The organism is Chitinimonas taiwanensis DSM 18899, from assembly GCF_900119825.1.
Classification (GTDB): Bacteria; Pseudomonadota; Gammaproteobacteria; order Burkholderiales; family Chitinimonadaceae; genus Chitinimonas; species Chitinimonas taiwanensis.
In genome coordinates this window covers 53,507-72,911 of record NZ_FPKR01000010.1, presented here as the reverse complement: position 1 = coordinate 72,911, position 19,405 = coordinate 53,507, and the positions used below count along the sequence as shown (strand labels likewise).

Below are 19,405 nucleotides of genomic sequence, written 5' to 3'. Positions count from 1 at the left end.
CATGCGTAATCAGCGTCTGCTGCTCTTGCTGATCACCAGCCTGGCGCTCCTGTATGTGGCCATCGGCGCCATCCTGGCCCACCAGTACCAGAATCTCAGCCAAGTCATGCGGCGCGGCGACGACAATGCCTTGTGGGCCTTCATGCAGCTGAATGTGGAATTCCAGCGCCTCGATCATGCGCTGGACCGCTATGCCTTTGCTGCCAATACAGACCCGGCGGCCACGCCGCCAGCCAGTGACATCGACCGCGAAGCACTGCAGCTGCGCTACGACATCTTCGTCAGCCGGGTCGGTGCGATCCAGATCGGCGCGGCCCACACCCTGATGCGCGACCAGCCCATCTACCGCCAGACCCTGGACGCATTGGCGGCGTTTATCCAGCACGGAGACCGCTATCTGGGCGAGCAGGCCGAGCTGAGCATCGAGCTCTACCAACAGCAGTTGCGCAGCCAGCTACGCACCCTCCAAGACGAGGTGCAGGACCTCGCCTACACGGCCGCCCAGGTGTCCGCCAAGGTGGTGGACGAACGCACCGCCGCGCTGCGCCGCCAGGTGGTGATCACCACGGCGCTGACCGCCTTCCAGGGCCTGCTCACCCTCTTGTTCGCGGTGGCCATGCTGCGCCAGTTCCGCCAGCGCCAGCAGGCGCAGCTGGAGGTGATGTCCGCACAAGCACGCCTAGTGGACAGCCTGCAGCGCAGCGAGGAAGCACTCGAGGCACGCGTGCAGCAGCGCACCCATGAGCTGGCCGAGGCGAATGAAGCACTGCAGCAGAACGAGGAGGCACTGCGGGCTGCGCGCGCCAAGGCCGAAGATGCTTCGCAGATGAAGTCGGACTTCCTGGCCAATATGAGCCACGAGATTCGCACCCCAATGAATGCGGTGATCGGCATGAGCCATCTGGTGCTCGGCACCGAGCTCAATGCCAAGCAACGCGACTATGTGGAAAAGATCCAGCGTTCGGGCCAGCATCTGCTCGGCCTGATCAATGACATCCTCGACTTCAGCAAGATCGAGGCCGGCAAGCTCGAGGTGGAAAACATCCGCTTCGATCTGCATGCGGTGCTGGAGAACGTCGCCAATCTGATCAGCGAGAAGTGCGCGGCCAAGGGCCTGGAGCTGATCTTCGATATCGACCCCGAGCTGCCCGACAGCCTGGTCGGCGACCCGCTGCGCCTTGGTCAGGTGCTGATCAACTACGCCAACAACGCGGTCAAGTTCACCGAGAGCGGCGAGATTCTGGTGCGCGTGCGGGCGCTGAGCCGGACGGCGGAGCGCCTGCGCGTGCGCTTCGAGGTCGAGGACACCGGCATCGGCCTGAGCGCCGAGCAGCAGGCCAAGCTGTTCCAGTCCTTCCAGCAGGCCGATAGCTCGACCACGCGCAAATACGGCGGCACCGGCCTCGGCCTCGCCATCTCGCGCAAGCTGGCCGAGCTGATGGGCGGTGAGGTCGGCGTGAACAGCACGCTCGGCCAGGGAAGCACCTTCTGGTTCAGCGCCGAGCTGGGCATAGGCAGCGAGCAGCCGGCCCGCACCCTGCTGCCCGAACCCGATCTACGCGGTCGTCGTGTGCTGGTGGTCGACGACAATCCGCACGCGCGGCTGATCCAGGCCGAGATGCTGCGCAGCATGAGCTTCGTGGTCAGCGAGGCCGATTCGGGCCAAGCCGGGCTGGACCTGGCCACCGAGGCCGTGGCTGCGGGCCAGCCGTATACGATCGCCTTCGTCGACTGGAAGATGCCGGGCATGAATGGCCTGGACGCCTGCCGGCAACTGGCCAAGCTCACGCCGGCACCCAAGTCGGTCATCGTCACCGCCTATGGGCGCGAGGAAGTCTTCCGCGAGGCCGAGCGCATCGGCATCCAGCTGATCCTGGTCAAGCCGGTCAGCCCCTCACTGCTCTTTGATGCCGCCATCCGCGCCCTGGGTGGCGAAGCGGCCGAGCACGATGCACCCCGCCGCGCCGCCAGCATCGGCCACACCGATCTGAGCAGCATCCGCGGCGCGCGCGTGCTGCTGGTGGACGATAACGACCTAAACCAGCAGGTCGGCCGCGATCTGCTCGAAGGTGCCGGCCTGCAGGTCAGCATCGCGGAAGATGGCCAGCAGGCGCTCGAGCAGCTGGCCGAGGCCGAGTTCGATCTGGTGCTCATGGATATGCAGATGCCGGTCATGGACGGACTGACCGCCACCCGCCTGATCCGTGCCGAGCCGCGCTGGGCCGCGCTGCCGGTACTGGCCATGACGGCGAACGCGATGAGCAGCGACCGCGAGCGCTGCCTGGAGGCTGGGATGAATGACCACCTGGCCAAGCCCATCGACCCGGACGAGCTGTTCAAGCTGCTGCTCGCATGGATTCCCGCCCGCACCTCTCCCGCGGTGCCGCCCGCCAGCTTGGCCCACGCAGCCGTAGCGGAACCCGAAGCCATGCTGCAGATCGCCGGCGTGGATGTGGCGGCGGGTATGCGCCGGGTGTTGAACAAGCGCGCCGCCTACGAAGGCATGTTGCGCAAATTCGTGCAAGGCCAGGCCGATGCGGTGGCACAGACCGCGCAGCAGCTGGCACGTGGCGACCGCGAGGCCGCCACCCGCCTCGCGCATACGCTCAAAGGCACGGCCGCCACCATAGGCGCGGAAGGCCTGGCCGCCCAAGCGGCCGCGCTTGAATTGGCCCTGCAGCAAGGCCAGCCGGCCGCGCAGATCGAAGCGCTGTTCCCCGCCCTGGCTGCCAGCTGCGCCGCCTTGATCGAGGCGATCAAAGCGGCAATGCCCGCGGAAGTAAGGCCAGAGGCCAGCACGGCCGAGCTCGATTGGCCGGCCGTACGCCAGCTGGTCGAGCGCCTCGAGCGCCTGCTGGCCGATGACGATTCCGATGCGATCGAGCTGTTCGAAACCGAAGCAGCACAGCTGAAAGCCGCGTTGGGACCGGCCTTTGCCGGACTGGAGCGCGCCATCAATAGCTACATCCTGGTCGATGCCCTGACCGCCCTGCGCGCGGCCAAGCATGCGATCCCAGCCTTGAGCGAGGAAACCGCACCATGAGCAATCCACTCGACTTCACCGAAAAGCCCACCCTGCTGGTAGTGGACGACACGCCGGACAATCTGTCGCTGATGAGCGGCCTCTTGCGCGGCGACTACAAGGTCAAGCTTGCCCACAATGGCGAGCGCGCCTTGCAGATCGCGCTGGGCGATGCGCCGCCCGACCTGATCCTGCTCGACATTATGATGCCGGAGATGGATGGCTATGAAGTGCTGCGCCGCCTGCAGGCCGACCCGCGCGGGCGCTATATCCCGGTGATCTTCCTCACCGCCATGAATGCGGCCGAGGACGAAAAGATCGGCCTCGATCTGGGTGCGGTCGACTACATCAGCAAGCCGATCAATCCGGCCATCGTGCTGGCGCGCGTGCACAACCATCTGCAGCTGAAGCTGGCGCGCGACTTCCTGCAGAACCAGAACGCATTTCTCGAGCAGGAGGTGGCCAAGCGCACGCGCGAGGTGGTGGCGATCCAGGATGTGACCATACGTGCGATGGCTTCCCTGGCCGAGACGCGCGACAACGAGACGGGCAACCATATCCGCCGCACCCAGCACTATGTGAAGGCGCTGGCCGAGCATCTGGCGCCGCATCCACGCTTCAGCGCCGAACTCAGTCCCAGCAATATCGAGTCGCTTTTCAAATCGGCCCCGCTGCACGATATCGGCAAGGTCGGCATTCCCGACCGCATCCTGCTCAAACCGGGCAAGCTCGATCCGGACGAGTTCGAGATCATGAAGACCCATACCACACTGGGGCGCGATGCCATCGTGCATGCCGAGCTTGAGCTGGGCCAGTCGATTCCCTTCCTCAGCTATGCCAAGGAAATCGCCTACTCACACCAGGAGAAGTGGGATGGTAGCGGCTATCCGGAAGGGCTGAGCGGCGAGGCGATTCCGCTCTCAGCGCGGCTGATGGCGGTGGCCGATGTCTACGACGCGCTGATTTCGCGCCGCGTCTACAAACCGGCCTTCCCGCACGAGAAAGCAGTCGAGATCATCCGCGCCGGGCGCGGCAGCCATTTCGACCCCGATATCGTCGATGGCTTCCTGGCGATTGCCGAACGCTTTCAGCGCATTGCCCTGCAGTACGCGGATGGTGATGCCGCCGTGGCAGCCGAGGCCGAGCGCCTGGCGCGGGAATTCCCGCTCGAACACGTCGCGGTGGCGGCACGCAACTGAGCTCGGCCAAGCACCGCGCTGACAGCGTGTCCAGGCGCCAATCAGGCAGCGCACCGCGCAAGTCTTTCTCTATTGACCGACTTGGAACAATCAATTTCACAAGCACGGTTGGCTGCACCAAGATGTGTCATCCCACATTTTCAGGAGTCAGACCATGGACCTGCACCTAGGCATTCCCGAACAACAGCGCCAAACCATTGCCGACGGCCTGGCCCATCTCTTGGCCGACACCTATACGCTGTATCTGCAAACCCATAACTTCCACTGGAATGTCACCGGGCCGATGTTCAACAGCCTGCATCTGATGTTCGAGACCCAGTACACCGAGCTGGCCCTGGGTGTGGACCTGATCGCCGAGCGCATCCGTGCCTTGGGTTTTCCCGCCCCCGGCACCTATGCCGCTTTCAGCAAGCTATCCAGCGTGGCCGAGGTCGAAGGCGTGCCGCCGGCCAAGGAAATGATCGCCATCCTGCTCAAGGGCCAGGAAACCGTGGTGCGCACCGCGCGCGGCATCCTGCCGCTGGTGGGCGAGGTCAATGATGAATCGACCGCCGATCTGCTCACCCAACGTCTGCAGGTGCATGAGAAAACCGCCTGGATGCTGCGCAGCCTGCTCGAGTAAGCCAGCAGCACCTGCCCCTGCCGACGACGCCCGCCTTGCGCGGGCGTATTCACTTCCCGTCTGCTAGCCCGACCTAAACCGAAGCGGTCTTGGCCGCACCGAACTGCCACAGGCCTAGAGCCAGGGACGTACCAGCCAGGATGATGCCGCCACCGAGCAGCATGGGCGTGCTCAATACCTCGCCCAGGAACAAGCCGCCCCACAGGATGGCGAACAAGGGAATCAGGAAGGTCACCGCGATGGCCTTGCTCGGCCCCACATGGGCGATCAGACGGAAGAAGAGCAGATAGGCAAGCGCCGTGCAGGCAATGCCCAAGGCCGCGCTGGCCTGCCAGGCCGCAGCCGCCACCGGCTGGGCTGGCCATAGCCAGATCGCCAAGGGCAGAAGCAGCAGACAGGCCGCCAGCTGGCTGCCGCCGGCTACCAGGAGCGGCGATATCTGAGCCAGTTTCTGCTTGCTGTAATTGGCGGCAATGCCGTAAGAGAGCGTGGCCAGCAGGGCCGCACCGATCGCCCAGCCATCACCGCCCGGTTTGAAACTGACCTTGCCCCATACCAGCACCAGCACGCCGAGAAAGCCAATGGTCAGGCCCAGAACACGGCTGAACGGCAGTGCGGTTTTCAGCCACAGATAAGCAACCAGTGCCCCCCACAGCGGCGCGGTGGCATTCAGCACCGAGGTGAACCCGGCCGATAGCGAGAGCGTGGCCCAGGCGAACAGGCAGAAGGGCAAGGCGGAATTGAGCAGGCCCACCAGCAGCAGCGGGCGCCAGTTATCGATCAGGCCACGCGCTTCGCCACGCCAGAGCAGGATGGGCAGCAGGCAGGCGCTGGCCACGGCCACGCGCACGAAGATCAGCGCAACCGGGCCGAAAGCTGGCGCGGCCACGCGCATAAACAGGAAGGACGCACCCCACAGGGCGGCCAGCACAATCAACTCGGCCAGATCTGCTGCTTTCATCGTGCTGCCTCCAAGCTATCGGTCTGCCATTGTGCCCTGGCCGGTCGCGGCGTCCAGCCGTTTCTTGCAGCGCTGCGCGCATAAAAAAACGGCGCCCGAGGGCGCCGTTTACTGACCAGAAGGCAGTAGCGATTAGGCTACGGCATCCTTCAGCGCCTTCACGGCGGTGAAAGCCGGCACGCGCTTGGCCGGGATCTGGATCTCGGCGCCCGTCTTCGGGTTGCGGCCGGTCTTGGCAGCCTTGTCCTTGATCTTCAGCTTGCCCACGCCAGGCAGGGTGACTTCTTCGCCAGCCTTGAGCTGAGCGTGCACCACGCCAGTCAGGGCTACCAGCACGCGGGTCACGTCAGCCTTGGAGACCGATTGGCCGTCTTGGCCAGCCTGGGTGGTGATCGCTTCGATCAGTTGAGCTTGATTCATGCATTTGCTCCTTGAGCGGATGAGTCTTATGGAAAAAACCGGATTTGGGCGAGACGCGCCGGCGCGAACACGGGGCCGGCGGCTGCGAAGCGCGCAGTATTGCGGCTTTGCGTCCAAGGCTCAAGCACCGTTTACGAACGCAGGGCGCATTATTACTCGTTAATACTCCCTTTTGCTTCACCTTTTTTCGTATCGCAGTGCAGCAAATCAATTACTTGCCTAGCCAAGTGCCCAAAGCGCGGCCGGCTGCGCTTTGACCAATGATTCTGCGCGCGGGAGGCTGTTTTTTGCCCGACTCAGCCCGCCTCGTGCGCGGCAATCACCTCGCGGGCAGCACGAAACGCGTCCACGCACAGCGGTACGCCAGCGTAAACCGCCGAGTGCAGCAGGGCCTCCTGGATCTCGGCCACGCTTGCGCCATTGTTTAGCGCGCCACGTACATGACCTTTCAATTCCTGGCTGCGCCCCAGCGCGGCCAGCATGCCCAGGGTGAGCAGGCTGCGCGTCTTCAGGTCGAGCACGCCGCGTTGCCAGACCGTACCCCAGGCCTGCTCGGTCACGAATTCCTGCAGCGGCAGGGTAAAGGCATCGGCCTCGGCAAAGGCCTTGTCCACGAAGGCATCGCCCATGACCTGGCGACGCATGGCGAGGCCCTGTTCGAATTGGGCGCTGGGTGTTTTCGGTTCCGACATGCTGGCTCCTGACTGAAGCACGCGGCGTAAGGCCACGTAGCCCTTGGGGTTGTAAAGGTCGGCACGCATAATAAACCGCTCCACCACCTTCCTCCGCCGCCATGCATGCCAGCCTGCGCTTTCTGCTCTGCCTGTGTTTGATGTTTGCCACGCTGACCGGCCACACCGAGCCAGTCATGCTCGACGGGACGGCGATCTACCAGATCGATGTGCCGTTCAAGGGCAGCAGCGCCGCGCGACGCGCCGAGGATGCCGGCCAACGCCTGCAGCAGGCCGCCCAGCAGGGCCTGCCCGCCCAGGCAGTGCGCGTGGTGGATAGCGCGCTGGGCACCGACCTGATGCTGGGCGACACCTATCTGAGCACCGTGTTTGACAGCGATGCGGCCGCCGCCGGTCTGCCGCGCACCGAGCTGGCCCAGCAGCAGGCCCAGGCGGTGGCCGCCGCGCTCAGCCGCTACCAGCGCGCGCACAGCGAGGAGAAACTGTGGCTGGGCGGGCTGTATGCGGCACTCACCCTGCTGGCAGCCTTTGTGCTCGGCCATCTGCTCAATCGCACCTATCGGCGCCTGCATGCACTGATCGTGGGCGCCAGCCGGCGCAGCATGCGCAGGCTTGAACACCGGACCCATCACATCGTGCGTGCCGCGCCGCTGCTGCAGCTGCTGGGCGGGCTGCTGCGCCTGGGTCGCCTGCTGCTGTTCGTGCTGCTGCTTTACCTGACAGTGGAACTCCTGCTCAGCTACTTCGCCACCACCCGCCCCTATGCAGGCCGGCTACTGGGCTGGATGCTGGCGCCGCTGCAGCAGGGCGGCCTGGTGGTGGCCGAGCAGATTCCCAAGCTGTTCTTCCTGGCCGTGCTGATCATCGTCACCCGCTATCTGCTGCGCGTGATCCGCTATCTTTTCCGCGAGATCGAACGCGGCAATCTGCGCTTCGAGGGCTTTTATCCCGATTGGGCCAGCCCCACCCAGAAGATCGTCAGCTTCCTGCTGATCGCCTTTGCGCTGATGGTCGCCTACCCCTACATCCCCGGCTCGGAGTCGGCGGCCTTCAAGGGTGTATCGCTCTTTCTGGGCGTGCTGTTCTCGCTGGGCTCCACCGGCGCCATCTCCAATCTGGTGGCCGGCGTCATCCTCACCTATATGCGCGCCTACCGGCAGGGTGATCTGGTGCGCATCGGCGATTCGCAGGGCGTGGTGGTCAGCCATTCGCTGCTGGTCACCAAGCTGTTCACTATCCGGAACCAGGAAATCACCATCCCGAACTCGGTGGTGCTGCAAGGCCATGTGACCAATCTATCCTCGGGCGGCGCCTCGCGCGGCGCCCTGGTCAGCACGGCGGTGACCATAGGCTACGACACGCCCTGGCGCCAGGTGCATGCCTTGCTGCTGGAGGCGGCCGCACAAACCGAGGAAGTGCTGAAGACCCCGGCACCTTTCGTGTTGCAGACCGAGCTGCAGGATTTCTACATCCGTTACGAACTCAATGTGTACACCGATCAGCCGCAGCGGCTGCCCTTCGTGCTGTCGGCCCTGAATGCCAGCGTGCAGGACAGCTTCAACCGCCATGGCGTGCAGATCATGTCGCCGCACTTTTTCGACCGCGCGCGCGGCCCGGTGCTGACCCCACCCGAACACTGGTATGAAGCGCCCGCACGCCGGCCCGAGGGGGGTGCAGAGTGAGTTTTATTCGCCCTTTCGGCAATTTGGGGGATGAAAGCCAGCCGCTGCGCTGCTAGCATCGGCGCCTTCGTGTTTGGGCCTGGCCCGCACCCGCCTTACTTCACTGACATCGCAAGGGCTGCCATGGCAGCCAATACAGCAAGGATTCCGTATGCGCATTCTCCTGCTCGCCCTGCTGGGCAGCCTGTTTTCCGGCCCCGCCCTGGCCGAAGTGGTACTGAGCGGCAGTGCCAGCTACCCAGCCAAGATGACCCTGCCCGTCGACGCGGTCTTCGAAGTCCAGCTGCAGGATGTATCGCTGGCCGATGCACCGGCCAAGGTGATTGCGCGCAGCACCCAGATTTCCCCCGGCAAGTCGCCGCTGGCCTTCTCGCTACGTTTCGATAACAAGCCGCTCAACCCCAAGCACAGCTATGCGCTGCATGCGCGGGTCAGCGTGGACGGCAAGCTGGTGCTGATCACCGACACGCGCTACACCGTGAAGGCCGATGGCAGCGATGCGGCACAGAATCTGGAGCTAGTGAAAGTGAGCGAAGCCGACGTGAAAGCCACCCCCTTGCAGGACAGCTACTGGCGTCTGGTGCAGTTGAATGGCGAGCAGGTGATCAGCGCCAAGCTGCCCAATGAGCCGCACCTGCTGCTGAGCAGCGCCGGCCGCCGCGCCTCGGGCTCGACCGGCTGTAACCGCATCCTGGCCGGCTATGCACTGGTCGGCAGCGGCATCCATTTCACCGGGCTGGGCAGCTCACGCATGGCCTGCCCGGATGGCGCGGCGATCGAACAGGCCTTCCTCGACGCACTGCTGAAGACCAAGCGCTGGAAGCTGGAAGCCAATCAGCTCAGCCTGCTGGATGCCCAGCGCAAGCTGCTCATGGTGTTCCGCGCCGGTACACCGCCCAAGCCCTAAGCACTAGACGTGCGAAAAAAGCCGGCCGAGGGCCGGCTTTTTCTTGCGCGTTCGATGTTGCGTCGCATCATCTAAGCTGTAGGCAGTGGCAGGCCCACCTGCCCCTCAGCCAGGAGGTGTGTATGTTTCCGAATCAGTTTGTCTGGGCACCGCAGTACCGCCTACCCTTCAGCGGCGCGGTCGAACAGGATATCGAGGCCAATCTGGCCCCCTTCTTCCGCGCCATTCCGTCCGGCGCCGGCAATGGCCAGATTGAGCAACGGGTGTTCGAACGGCATTCCTACGGCAGTCAGCTCGATGCGCTGCATCAGGCGGTCCGCGCGCTGGCCGGGGCGCTCCAGCAGCAGGCACTGCCCGAGCTGCAAGCCCTGGGCGCCATGCAGGATGAGATCGCCGCCATCAAGGCCACATTGAAACCCGACCCGCTGGCGGCGGCGCGCGAGGCGCTGCAGGACTTGGCGCGCACCGATCAGGCCGGCTATGCCGCGCTGCTAGCCGAGTTGCAGGCGCGCGGCTAGCGCCTCTTCCTAACTCGACGCACCAAGCTGGCCGCCCTGTACCGGCAGGGCCAGCGTCTCCTTGACCTCCTCCATCACCACATAGCTGCGCGATTCCACCGCGCCGGGCAGATTGAGCAGGATATCGCCCAACAGCAGCCGGTACTGCGACATATCCGAAATGCGCGCCTTGACCAGGTAGTCGAAATCGCCCGAGACCAGATGGCATTCGACGATATTGGGCAGCTTCATCACCTCGCGGCGGAACTGGTCGAAGATTTCCGCCGACTTGGCGGCCAAGCGCAGCTCCACAAACACCAGCTGGGCGCAGGCCACCGCGCGCGGGTTGACCCGGGCGTAATAGCCTTCGATCACCCCTTCGCGCTCCAGGCGCTTGACCCGTTCCGAGGTCGGTGTGGTGGACAGGCCGACCTTGTCGGCCAGCTCGGTCAGGGCCATGCGGCCATCCTGCTGCAAGAGGGTCAGGATCTTGCGGTCGATACGGTCGAGTTCGCGCATAGGTGTTGTATCCAGATTTATTCGCCTTATTTTGCCATTTAACGTGAATTTATCCTGCTTAGCCAAGTAATCTTGGCGGCACTTTTTGTAGTTTGGTCAATAAACTGCCGGAATTCACTATTCCCTACTTCAGGCAGGCAAGCATGCAAGTCATCGTTCTCGGCGGCGGCGTAATCGGGGTCTCTACGGCCTACTATCTGGCGCGTGTCGGTGCCCAGGTCACGGTGCTGGAACGCCAGGACGGCGTGGCGCTGGAAACCAGCTTTGCCAATGCCGGCCAGATCTCGCCCGGTTATTCCACGCCCTGGGCCGCGCCCGGCATTCCGACCAAGGGCCTGAAGTGGCTGTTCCAGCGCCATGCACCGCTGGCAATCAAGCCCGATGGCAGCCTGTTCCAGCTGCAATGGATGGCGCAGATGCTGGCCAACTGCAATGACGCCGCCTATGCGCTGAACAAGGAACGCATGATGCGGCTATCCGAGTACAGCCGGGACTGCCTGCGCGAGCTGCGCGCCGAGATCGGTCTGCATTACGAGGAACGCAGCGGCGGCACCCTGCAGCTGTTCCGCACCCAGAAGCAGCTGGATGGCGCGGCGCGCGATATTCCAGTGCTGGAAGCCTGCGGCGTGCCGTTCGAGCTGCTCGATGAAGCCGGCTGCGTGCGCGCTGAACCCGCGCTTGCCATGGTGCCGGGCAAGGTGGTGGGCGGCCTGCGCCTGCCGAATGACGAGACCGGCGACTGCCAGCGCTTCACCACCGAGCTGGCCAAGCGTGCCGAGGCGCTGGGCGTGCAGTTCCGCTTCCAGACCGAGATCGAGGCGCTGCAGGTGCAGCGCGGCCGCATTGCCAGCGTGCTGCTCAAGGGTGGCGAGCAATTGCAGGCCGACCACTATGTGGTGGCCATGGGCAGTTTTAGCCGTCAGCTGGTGCAGGACCTCGGTTTGAACCTGCCGGTCTACCCGACCAAGGGTTATTCGCTGACCATCGACATCCGCAACCCGGCTGGCGCGCCGGTCTCCACTGTGCTGGACGAGACCTACAAGATCGCCATCACCCGCTTCGAGCAGCGCATCCGCGTGGGCGGCATGGCCGAACTCAGCGGCTACGATCTGAGCCTGAATCCGCGTCGGCGCGAAACCCTGGAGATGGTGGTCAACGACCTATTCCCCACTGGTGGCGACAGCAGCCAGGCCAGCTTCTGGACCGGCCTGCGCCCGATGACGCCGGACGGCACGCCCATCGTCGGCCGCACGCCGTATGCGAATCTGAGCCTCAACACCGGCCACGGCACGCTGGGCTGGACCATGGCCTGCGGCTCGGGCAAGTTGCTGGCCGATATCGTCACTGGCCAGCGCCCGGCCATCAGCACCGAGGGCCTCGATATCGGCCGCTATGGCAATAAGGCCATCAACAGCCGCCTGGCCGAGCTCAAACCCGCCACGGTCTGATTTTCACGCTGTTCCCCTGTGTTTGCCCGCCGCGCCGGACTGTACCGGGCTGCGGGCGATTTTTTGCCCGATAATTGCACCAGTTCCGACCAAGCCGATTCCATGAGCCGCCCGCTAACCGCCACCATCGATCTGAAGGCCCTGCGCCATAACTATCTGCTTGCCAAGCGTCTGCATGGCGGGCGCGTGCTGGCCATCGTCAAGGCCAATGCCTATGGGCATGGCGCGGCGCGCTGCGCGCGCGCACTGGCCGATATCGCCGATGGCTTCGGCGTGGCGACCATTGAGGAAGCCATCCAGCTGCGCGAGGCCGGCATCACGCTGCCCATCCTGCTGCTGGAAGGCTGGTTCGAGGCACAGGAGCTTGCGCAGATCCAGCACTACCAGCTGTGGACCGCGCTGCACAGCGCCTGGCAGGTGGACGAAATCGAAGCGGCCGAGATCAACGCGCCGCTGACCGTGTGGGTGAAGATAGACAGCGGCATGCATAGGCTAGGCCTGCATCCGGATGAATTCCCGGCCGTGGCCCAGCGGCTGAGCGCCAGCCCCAAGATCGCCAAGCTGGTGGCGATGACCCATTTCGCCCGTGCCGACGAATTGGACAGCCAGGCCACGCCACAACAGATCGACCGCTTCCAGCAGGCCGTTGCCGGCCTTGGGCTGGAAACCAGCCTGAGTAATTCGGGCGGCATCCTGGCGTGGCCAAAGGCGCATGGCGACTGGGGGCGCGCGGGCGTGATGCTGTATGGCGGCGCGGCGACCGACCGGGTGCTGGCCAACTGGCCCAAGCCAGTCATGCAGCTGGACAGCCGCATCATGGCGGTGCGCGAGCTAGCCGCCGGCGAGCCGATAGGCTATGGCGCGCGCTTTCATACCGAGCGGCCGACCCGCGTCGGCGTGGTGGCCTGCGGCTATGCCGATGGCTATCCACGCGTGGTGCCGGCCGGCACACCGGTGCTGGTGAACGGCCAGCGCAGCCGCATCATCGGCCGGGTTTCCATGGATATGCTGACCGTAGACCTGAGCGACTGCCCAGGCGCCGGTGTGGGTACGGCGGTACGCCTGTGGGGCGAGGGCCTGCCGGCCAGCGAAGTGGCCGCCGCGGCGGGCACCATCGACTACGAGATCTTCTGCAATCTGAAGCGCGCACGCCTCAACTACCTAGATTGAGGTGCGCTGCGCTGCCGGTAAAAAGCCGCTGCCTGGGCAGCGGCTTTTTCATGCCCAGGCCCGCCGACGATCAGCTGGGGCGCAGCGCGCGCGGAGTCTGGCCGAACTGGCGCTTGAAGGCAGTGGCGAAATTGGCCGGGCTGCCATAGCCGGCGTCCAGCGCCGCCTGGGTGACGGTGGCGCCATGCAGCAAGGCCTGGCGTGCCTGGCCAAGCTTGTAGCGGCGCAGGTAGTCGAACACGCTGCAGCCCTGTGCGGCGCGGAACTGGCGCTGCAGGGTGGTCGGATTCGTGCCCACCGCGCGTGCCATCTGCGCCAGGCTCCAGCCCTCGGCCGCGCCGCTATGCAACAGCTCAAGCAGGCATTGCACACCGCGCGTGCTGCCGCTGGCCGGCGCCCCCGCCCCCGCCTCGGCCTGCGCCTGGTGCAGCCGAGTCAGCGCACTGAGCGCCAGCTCGCTGGCCAGGCATTCGCTATGCAGGGCTTGCAGATGCTCGGGCGTGGCGCGCAGATCGAGCAGCTGGTCAACCAGGGCGGTCTGGCGCGCATCGGGCACCCAGCGCTGGTAGGCCAGCTGTTGCTGGCAGAAGGCCGCGCTGCGGGCAAAGCCGGGCTGGGCATCCAGGCCCTGGGCGCTGAACCAGGCGCTCGGCATGCTCAGCACCAGCTGCTTCTGCTGGCCGGCGCCCGGCAGGGTACGCAGAAAGCTGTCGGCCTCGCGCGCTGCCAGCAGCAGGCACTCCGGCCCCTGCCCGCCCACGCTGACCCGCTCGCGCCCCAGCTGCATCTCCACCCTGCCCTGCAGCATGACGATCAGCTTCAGCCCCGGCTCGATCTGCGCCTGCCCCTGCAGGCGGCGGCGTATCGCCACCCAGCTCGCATGCAGGTCCAGGCCCGATGCCAACCGCTCCTGCAGCCACATGCCCTGCACCACCGGCGCATCGGCCTGGGCACCGCTCCACATCTTCAACTCGCGGCCTTGCAGCTGCGCGCGCAGCGCCTCCACATCCAGTGCGGCATTCATCGGTTTTTCCTCGCAGATGGCATTTACGCAAAGGTTTGCTTGTCGCCGGCAAAGGACAGGGGTTGCCGGCCATGACAAAATGCCATTCTATTGATATCAATTCTCATTTACAAATCTAAACCCCGGCCAAGCTGCCCCTGGAAACCCGCCATGTATCGCCATCCCCCGCACACCCCTACCTTGCTGGCTGCCCTCTTGCTACCACTGTTCAGCGGCCTTGCCCTGGCTAACGAGGTCGAGCTGAGCACCATCACCATCGAAGCCAGCACCCCGACCCAGGACAATACCGTCAGCGCCGCCGACATCGCCCAGAGCCAGGCGCGCGACCTCAATGATCTGTACCGGCGCGATGCCGAGATCGCGGTAGGCGGCGGCGCCAACCCGATTGCCCAGAAGGTGTATATCCGCGGCATGGAGGAGTCGCTGCTCAGCATAACCGTGGACGGTGCATATAACAGCGGCAAGGTCTACCACCACCAGAGCGCGCTGATCATCGACCCGCAGCTGATCAAGCGCATCGAAGTAGAAAAGGGCACCGCCGCTGCCAGCGCCGGCCCTGGTGCACTGGGCGGAGCAATCCGCATCAGCACACTGGATGGCCGCGACCTGCTCGCCGATGGTCGCCGCTTCGGCGCCAAGCTCAGCGCTGGCCTAGCCAGCAATCGCGGTGTGCGCGGCCTGGTCAGCAGCTATGGCAAGCTTGGCGAACAGGCCGACTTCCTGCTGTCGGCCAGCCGTCTCGATACCCGCAATTACCGCGATGGCGCGGGCAACCAGATCGCCCATTCCGATACCGAGCAGCAGCATCTGCTCGCCAAGCTGGGCCTGGACCTCGGCAGCGGCCAGCGGCTCAGCCTCGGCTACCAGGCCAGCGAAGACGAGGGCGTGCGCGATGCGCGCGCCAATATGGTCGCCTTCCCGCATCCGGTGCTGCCGAACGACCCTATCCCGCAGAACCTGCAGCGCCGCACCAGCACGCTCGCCTACACCGCCCAGCCCGGCCATGGCGTGGACCGACTGGCAGTCAATGCCTATCACAACCAGGTGGAAACCGAGCGCACCAATCTGGCCGGGCGCAACTGGGGCGAAGCACTGCGCAGCCAGGGCGTGGACCTGGCGCTGCAAAGCGCACTGGGCGCCCATCTGCTCAAGTACGGTCTGAACTGGCGCGAGGAAGACTCGGCCGCCCGGGCGATCCGTAATCCATACAATCTGACCGGCAGCGGCCGCGAGGATGCCAGCGTAGGCGGCGCCTATATCGAGGGCCTGCTCGACTTCAGCCCGCTCGAGCTGTCGCTGGGCCTGCGCCATGATCGCTATCGCTATCAGGACAACCACGGCCAGACCTTCCGCAGCAGCGGCGCCAGCCCGAGCGCTGGCCTTGTCTGGCAGGCCAACGCTGCGCTGCGCCTCAAGCTCCGCTATGCGAAGGCCCTGCGTGGTGTGGGCATGAAGGAGGCCTTCATGCTCGATATCGCGCGCTGGAAGAATGTGGCCAACATTGAGGCCGAGCAGGCCAGCAACCGCGAAATCGGCTTCGAATACCGTCAGGGCGGCTTCAGCCTGAACGGCAATGCCTATCGCCAGCTGATCGCCAACTACATCACCACCGTGGCCTGCGCGAGCAGCGCCGGCGGCTGCCGCCAGAATGCCGGCGCGGCGCGCATCAGCGGCTATGAGCTGGGCAGCGCCTATGCACAGGGCGGCTTCAGCGCCGGCCTCAGCGTGGCGCACAGCAAGCCGCGCTTCAATGGCCAGCCCTTCAGCGATGCCGAGCTCGGCCTGGGCACCAGCAGCGGGCGCAGCTGGGTGTTGCGCAGCGCCTATCGCGGCTGGGACGACAAGCTGGAGCTAGGTTGGTATGCGCGCCTGGTAGAAGGTTTCGATTACCGGCCGGTGGGCAGCAGCAGCCAGCGCCGCAAGGCCGGCTACGGCGTGCACGATGTGTACGCAAACTGGCAGCCACGCGGCAAGCAGGGTCCCAGCCTGAACCTGGCGGTGAAGAACCTGTTCGACAAGTTCTATTACGACCAGGCCACCTATGGCTGGAACGGCTACCAGAACAAGCAGCTCGGCTATGCCGAGGCCGGGCGCGATGTGCGCGTGGAAGCCGCCTGGACCTTCTGACCCTAGCCCTTATTCACCCCACCCATCCCGCCCAACGAGGCGGGATTTGGCCTATGCACGCTTGGCGGCTGCACCCGCAGGCCGCCCTGCCTACCGACAAGGAAAACCGATGCCTACCCTTCTGCGCAGGCTCTGCCTGAGCCTGCTGCTCGCCCCCCTCGCCCCCCTCGCCTGCCTGGCCGATGGCCTGATCGACCTGGCCGGCCATCCGGTCAAACGCCCGGCCAAGCTTGAACGCATCCTGCTCGGCGAAGGCCGCATGCTGACCAATCTGGTCATCCTCGACCGCGAACTGCCGCGCCAGCGCGTGGTCGGCATGCTGGACGACTTCGCCCAGCTCGACCCCGGCCTGTATGCGCAATACCTGCGCGTCTACCCGGAGCTGGCCAAGATCAGCCGCCTGAGCCGTGGCAGCAACGGCTTCAGCGTCGAGCAGGCGCTGGCCCTGCGCCCGGACCTGGCCATCTTCGGCCTGGGCGGGCACGGCCCGGATGCCAGCGATGTGGCCACCCGCCAGCGCCTGGAGGCAGCCGGCGTCAGCGTGGTCTACATCGACTTCACCGCCGACCCCTTGCGCAACACCCGCCCCAGCCTGCGCCTCTTGGGCGAGCTGCTCGGCCGTCAGGCCCAGGCCGACAGCTTCATCCGTTTCTACGAGGCCGAGCTGGCCAAGGTCAGCCAGGGCCTGGCTGGCCTCAAGCAGAAGACCTCGGTCTTCATCGACAGCCGGGTCGGCCTGGCGCTTGGCTGCTGCGAGACCCTGAGCAATGGCATGCTCGGCCGCCTGGTCGACCTGGCCGGCGGCGACAATATCGCCAAGCCGCTGGTACCCGGCGCCCATGGCACGGTGAATCTGGAATTCCTGCTGCAGCGCCAACCCAGCGTGTATGTGGCCACCGCCATCGGCAACCCGACCACCTTGCGCCAGCAGAGCGCGCGCATTCCGCTCGGCGCCGGCATCGATGCCGCCACCGCCCAGGCCGGCCTGCAGCGCGCCTTGCAGCGCGAGGGCATTACGCATCTGCAGGCAGTCCGGCAGGGCCGCGCCCATGCGCTCTCGCATCATTTCAACTACAGCGCCAGCCATGTGGCGGCCGTGCAGGTGCTGGCCAAGTGGCTGTATCCGGCGCGCTTCCGCAGCCTTGATCCGCAAGCCACGCTGCAGCAGTACTACGCGCGCTTCCAGCCAGTGCCGCTGCCCGGCCTGTATTGGGTCAGCGCGCCATGAAGCCGGACGATCTGCCGCTCGCGCTGCGCTACCGGCGCCATAATCGCGGCCGCTTGGCCGTGCTGGGCGGGCTGGCCCTGCTCTTGGCGGCCAGCTTCCTGTTCGACCTGAGCAGCGGCCCGGCCGGCCTGTCGCTGGGCAGTGTGCTGCACGGCCTGTGGCAGCCGGCCAGCCTGGATGCCGCCCAGCGGGTCATCGTGTTCGACGTGCGCCTGCCCTATGCGCTGATGGCGCTGGTGGTGGGCGCCGCGCTGGGCCTAGGTGGCGCGCAGATGCAGACGGTGCTGAACAATCCGCTCGCCAGCCCATTCACGCTCGGCCTCGCCGCGGCCGCCACGCTCGGCGCCTCGCTGGCCATCGTGTTCCAGCATCTGCAGCCACTGCCCGCCAATCTGCTGGTGCCGCTGGCCGCCTTCGCCTGTGCGCTGGGCGTGACCGGGCTGATCCTGCTGCTCAGCCGCTGGCACGGCGGTGGCGGCGCCACCCTGGTGCTATTCGGCATCGCCCTGCTGTTTGCGCTGGAAGCGCTGGTCTGGCTGCTGCAATTCCTGGCCGAGGCAAATGCGCTCGAACAGATCGTGTTCTGGAGCATGGGCAGCCTGGCGCGCGCCAGCCTCCAGCATGTGGGGCTAATCGGCGTGGCGCTGGCGTTGTGCTTTACGCTGGCCATGCGGCGCGCCTGGGCGTTGACCCTGCTGCGCGGCGGGGAAACCCATGCCGCCAGCCTGGGCGTGAATGTGGCGCGTCTGCGCGCGATCACCCTGGTCGAAGTCAGCCTGATGACCGCGGCAGCGCTGGCCTTTGTCGGCACCATCGGCTTTGTCGGCCTGGTAGGCCCGCATATCGCCCGCCTGCTGGTGGGCGAGCAGCATCGCTTCCTGCTGCCGGCCAGCCTGCTGTGCGGCGCCCTGATGCTGTCGCTGGCCTCCATCGCCAGCAAGACCATCGTGCCGGGCCTGATCATCCCGATCGGCATCGTGACCGCCCTGGTCGGCGTGCCGGTATTTATCGCGCTCATCCTCAGCCGCAAGGGGGGCGTATGAGTTTGCAACTGGACAATCTGAGCGTGCGGCGTGGCGGCCAGACCGTGCTGGACGGGCTAAGCCTGCCGCCACTGCCCGCCGGCAGCCTGACCGCGCTGATCGGCCCGAATGGCGCCGGCAAATCCACGCTGATCCATGCCCTGGCCGGCCTGGTGCCCTTCCAGGGTGAGGCCAGCCTGCAGGGCGTGTCGCTGCGCCAACTGCCCCCCGCCGAGCGGGCGCGCCGCGTGGGCCTGCTGCCGCAGGCGCTGCCTCAGGGCTCGGGGCTCAGTGTGTATGAATTCCTGCTCGGCGGCCTGCGCGCGGCCGGCGCCTCGGCACGCGAGGCCGAACAGGCCAGCGAAGCCATGCTGGCCGAGCTGGGCCTGTTGCCACTGGCGCTCAAGCGCATGGACACGCTATCGGGTGGTCAGCGCCAGATGGTAGCGCTGGCCCAGGCGCTCGCGCGCCGCCCCGGCCTGCTCTTGCTGGACGAGCCGAATAGCGCGCTCGACCTGCACTGGCAGCTGACCATGCTGGATGCCGTGCAACGCGTGGTGGCCGAACGCCAGGCCGTTGCCCTGCTGGCTCTGCACGACCTGAACCTGGCCCTGCGCAGCTGCGCGCGCGTCATCGTGCTGGCCGGCGGACGCTGTCGGGCCGACGGTCCACCGCAGCAGGTGCTCAGCCCCAGCCTGCTGGCCGAGGTCTATGGCGTGCTCGGCCGTATCGAACACAGCAGCCGCGGCGAAGCGCTATTCGTGCTCGAACGCCTGCCGTCCTAGGGTCTGCTCACACGATTTGAGATGCCCTGATCCAGGCCGGCCCGCCGCGGCCGGCCACTCCCTCACTCTTCAAGGTTTAC

Annotated in this window: 17 protein-coding genes; 12 read left to right on the top strand and 5 right to left on the bottom strand. The window is 65.8% G+C overall.

The genetic code is table 11. The features are described 5' to 3' along the window. Nucleotide 1: 1 nt before the first annotated feature. The 3 genes from BT173_RS13020 (at nt 2) to BT173_RS13010 (ending at nt 4,843) form a co-directional block, all read left to right on the top strand. Complete coding sequence (locus BT173_RS13020) at nt 2-3,043, top strand: response regulator (RefSeq protein WP_072429103.1); 3,042 nt, start codon at nt 2-4, stop codon at nt 3,041-3,043. Next, nucleotides 3,040-4,221 carry a response regulator gene (locus BT173_RS13015; RefSeq protein ID WP_072429102.1) on the top strand — a complete coding sequence of 394 codons (1,182 nt, stop codon included), beginning with the start codon at nt 3,040-3,042 and terminating at the stop codon, nt 4,219-4,221. Before BT173_RS13020 ends, BT173_RS13015 begins: the two co-directional genes overlap by 4 nt. A gap of 154 nt (nt 4,222-4,375) precedes the next feature. Continuing rightward, a complete protein-coding gene (locus BT173_RS13010; protein WP_072429101.1) occupies nt 4,376-4,843 on the top strand; it encodes a Dps family protein in 468 nt (155 codons plus the stop codon). A gap of 73 nt (nt 4,844-4,916) precedes the next feature. Here the strand turns inward: BT173_RS13010 and BT173_RS13005 are convergent, their stop codons facing one another. The 3 genes from BT173_RS13005 to pcaC form a co-directional block, all read right to left on the bottom strand. Further along, nucleotides 4,917-5,804, bottom strand: coding sequence for a DMT family transporter (locus tag BT173_RS13005; protein ID WP_072429100.1), 888 nt, complete (start codon nt 5,802-5,804; stop codon nt 4,917-4,919). Between the two features lie 132 nt (nt 5,805-5,936). After that, nucleotides 5,937-6,224 carry an HU family DNA-binding protein gene (locus tag BT173_RS13000; RefSeq protein ID WP_072429099.1) on the bottom strand — a complete coding sequence of 96 codons (288 nt, stop codon included), beginning with the start codon at nt 6,222-6,224 and terminating at the stop codon, nt 5,937-5,939. Between the two features lie 296 nt (nt 6,225-6,520). After that, nucleotides 6,521-6,916 carry a 4-carboxymuconolactone decarboxylase gene (gene pcaC / locus BT173_RS12995; RefSeq protein WP_072429200.1) on the bottom strand — a complete coding sequence of 132 codons (396 nt, stop codon included), beginning with the start codon at nt 6,914-6,916 and terminating at the stop codon, nt 6,521-6,523. A 101-nt stretch (nt 6,917-7,017) separates the two neighbouring features. Between pcaC and BT173_RS12990 the strand changes: the two genes are divergently transcribed. From BT173_RS12990 to BT173_RS12980, 3 genes are all read left to right on the top strand, one after another. After that, nucleotides 7,018-8,598, top strand: coding sequence for a mechanosensitive ion channel family protein (locus tag BT173_RS12990; RefSeq protein WP_072429098.1), 1,581 nt, complete (start codon nt 7,018-7,020; stop codon nt 8,596-8,598). A gap of 151 nt (nt 8,599-8,749) precedes the next feature. Continuing rightward, nucleotides 8,750-9,505 (top strand): YbaY family lipoprotein, encoded by a 756-nt coding sequence (locus BT173_RS12985; protein ID WP_072429097.1) that lies wholly within the window; start codon nt 8,750-8,752, stop codon nt 9,503-9,505. 122 nt (nt 9,506-9,627) lie between these two features. Continuing rightward, nucleotides 9,628-10,023, top strand: coding sequence for a hypothetical protein (locus BT173_RS12980; protein ID WP_072429096.1), 396 nt, complete (start codon nt 9,628-9,630; stop codon nt 10,021-10,023). A 9-nt stretch (nt 10,024-10,032) separates the two neighbouring features. Here the strand turns inward: BT173_RS12980 and BT173_RS12975 are convergent, their stop codons facing one another. Beyond that, entirely contained in the window at nt 10,033-10,521 is a 489-nt protein-coding gene (locus BT173_RS12975) for an Lrp/AsnC ligand binding domain-containing protein (protein WP_072429095.1), read from the bottom strand. Nucleotides 10,522-10,664: 143 nt separating this feature from the next. On the opposite strand from BT173_RS12975, the gene BT173_RS12970 reads away from it, so the two are divergent. After that, on the top strand, nt 10,665-11,969 hold the full coding sequence (locus BT173_RS12970) for a D-amino acid dehydrogenase (protein WP_072429094.1): 1,305 nt from the start codon (nt 10,665-10,667) through the stop codon (nt 11,967-11,969). A 102-nt stretch (nt 11,970-12,071) separates the two neighbouring features. Further along, complete coding sequence (alr, locus tag BT173_RS12965) at nt 12,072-13,139, top strand: alanine racemase (RefSeq protein ID WP_072429093.1); 1,068 nt, start codon at nt 12,072-12,074, stop codon at nt 13,137-13,139. A 70-nt stretch (nt 13,140-13,209) separates the two neighbouring features. Here the strand turns inward: alr and BT173_RS19950 are convergent, their stop codons facing one another. Then, on the bottom strand, nt 13,210-14,163 hold the full coding sequence (locus BT173_RS19950; protein WP_072429092.1) for a helix-turn-helix transcriptional regulator: 954 nt from the start codon (nt 14,161-14,163) through the stop codon (nt 13,210-13,212). A gap of 150 nt (nt 14,164-14,313) precedes the next feature. On the opposite strand from BT173_RS19950, the gene BT173_RS12955 reads away from it, so the two are divergent. The 4 genes from BT173_RS12955 to BT173_RS12940 all read left to right on the top strand — a co-directional run bounded on the left by BT173_RS12955 (nt 14,314) and on the right by BT173_RS12940 (nt 19,325). Continuing rightward, complete coding sequence (locus BT173_RS12955; protein WP_072429091.1) at nt 14,314-16,290, top strand: TonB-dependent receptor domain-containing protein; 1,977 nt, start codon at nt 14,314-14,316, stop codon at nt 16,288-16,290. Between the two features lie 109 nt (nt 16,291-16,399). Beyond that, entirely contained in the window at nt 16,400-17,518 is a 1,119-nt protein-coding gene (locus BT173_RS12950; protein ID WP_072429090.1) for an ABC transporter substrate-binding protein, read from the top strand. Continuing rightward, the gene (locus BT173_RS12945; RefSeq protein ID WP_072429089.1) at nt 17,515-18,561 is read left to right on the top strand and encodes a FecCD family ABC transporter permease; all 1,047 of its coding nucleotides are present in this window, start codon (nt 17,515-17,517) and stop codon (nt 18,559-18,561) included. Before BT173_RS12950 ends, BT173_RS12945 begins: the two co-directional genes overlap by 4 nt. After that, complete coding sequence (locus BT173_RS12940) at nt 18,558-19,325, top strand: ABC transporter ATP-binding protein (protein ID WP_072429088.1); 768 nt, start codon at nt 18,558-18,560, stop codon at nt 19,323-19,325. Before BT173_RS12945 ends, BT173_RS12940 begins: the two co-directional genes overlap by 4 nt. Nucleotides 19,326-19,405: the final 80 nt, after the last annotated feature.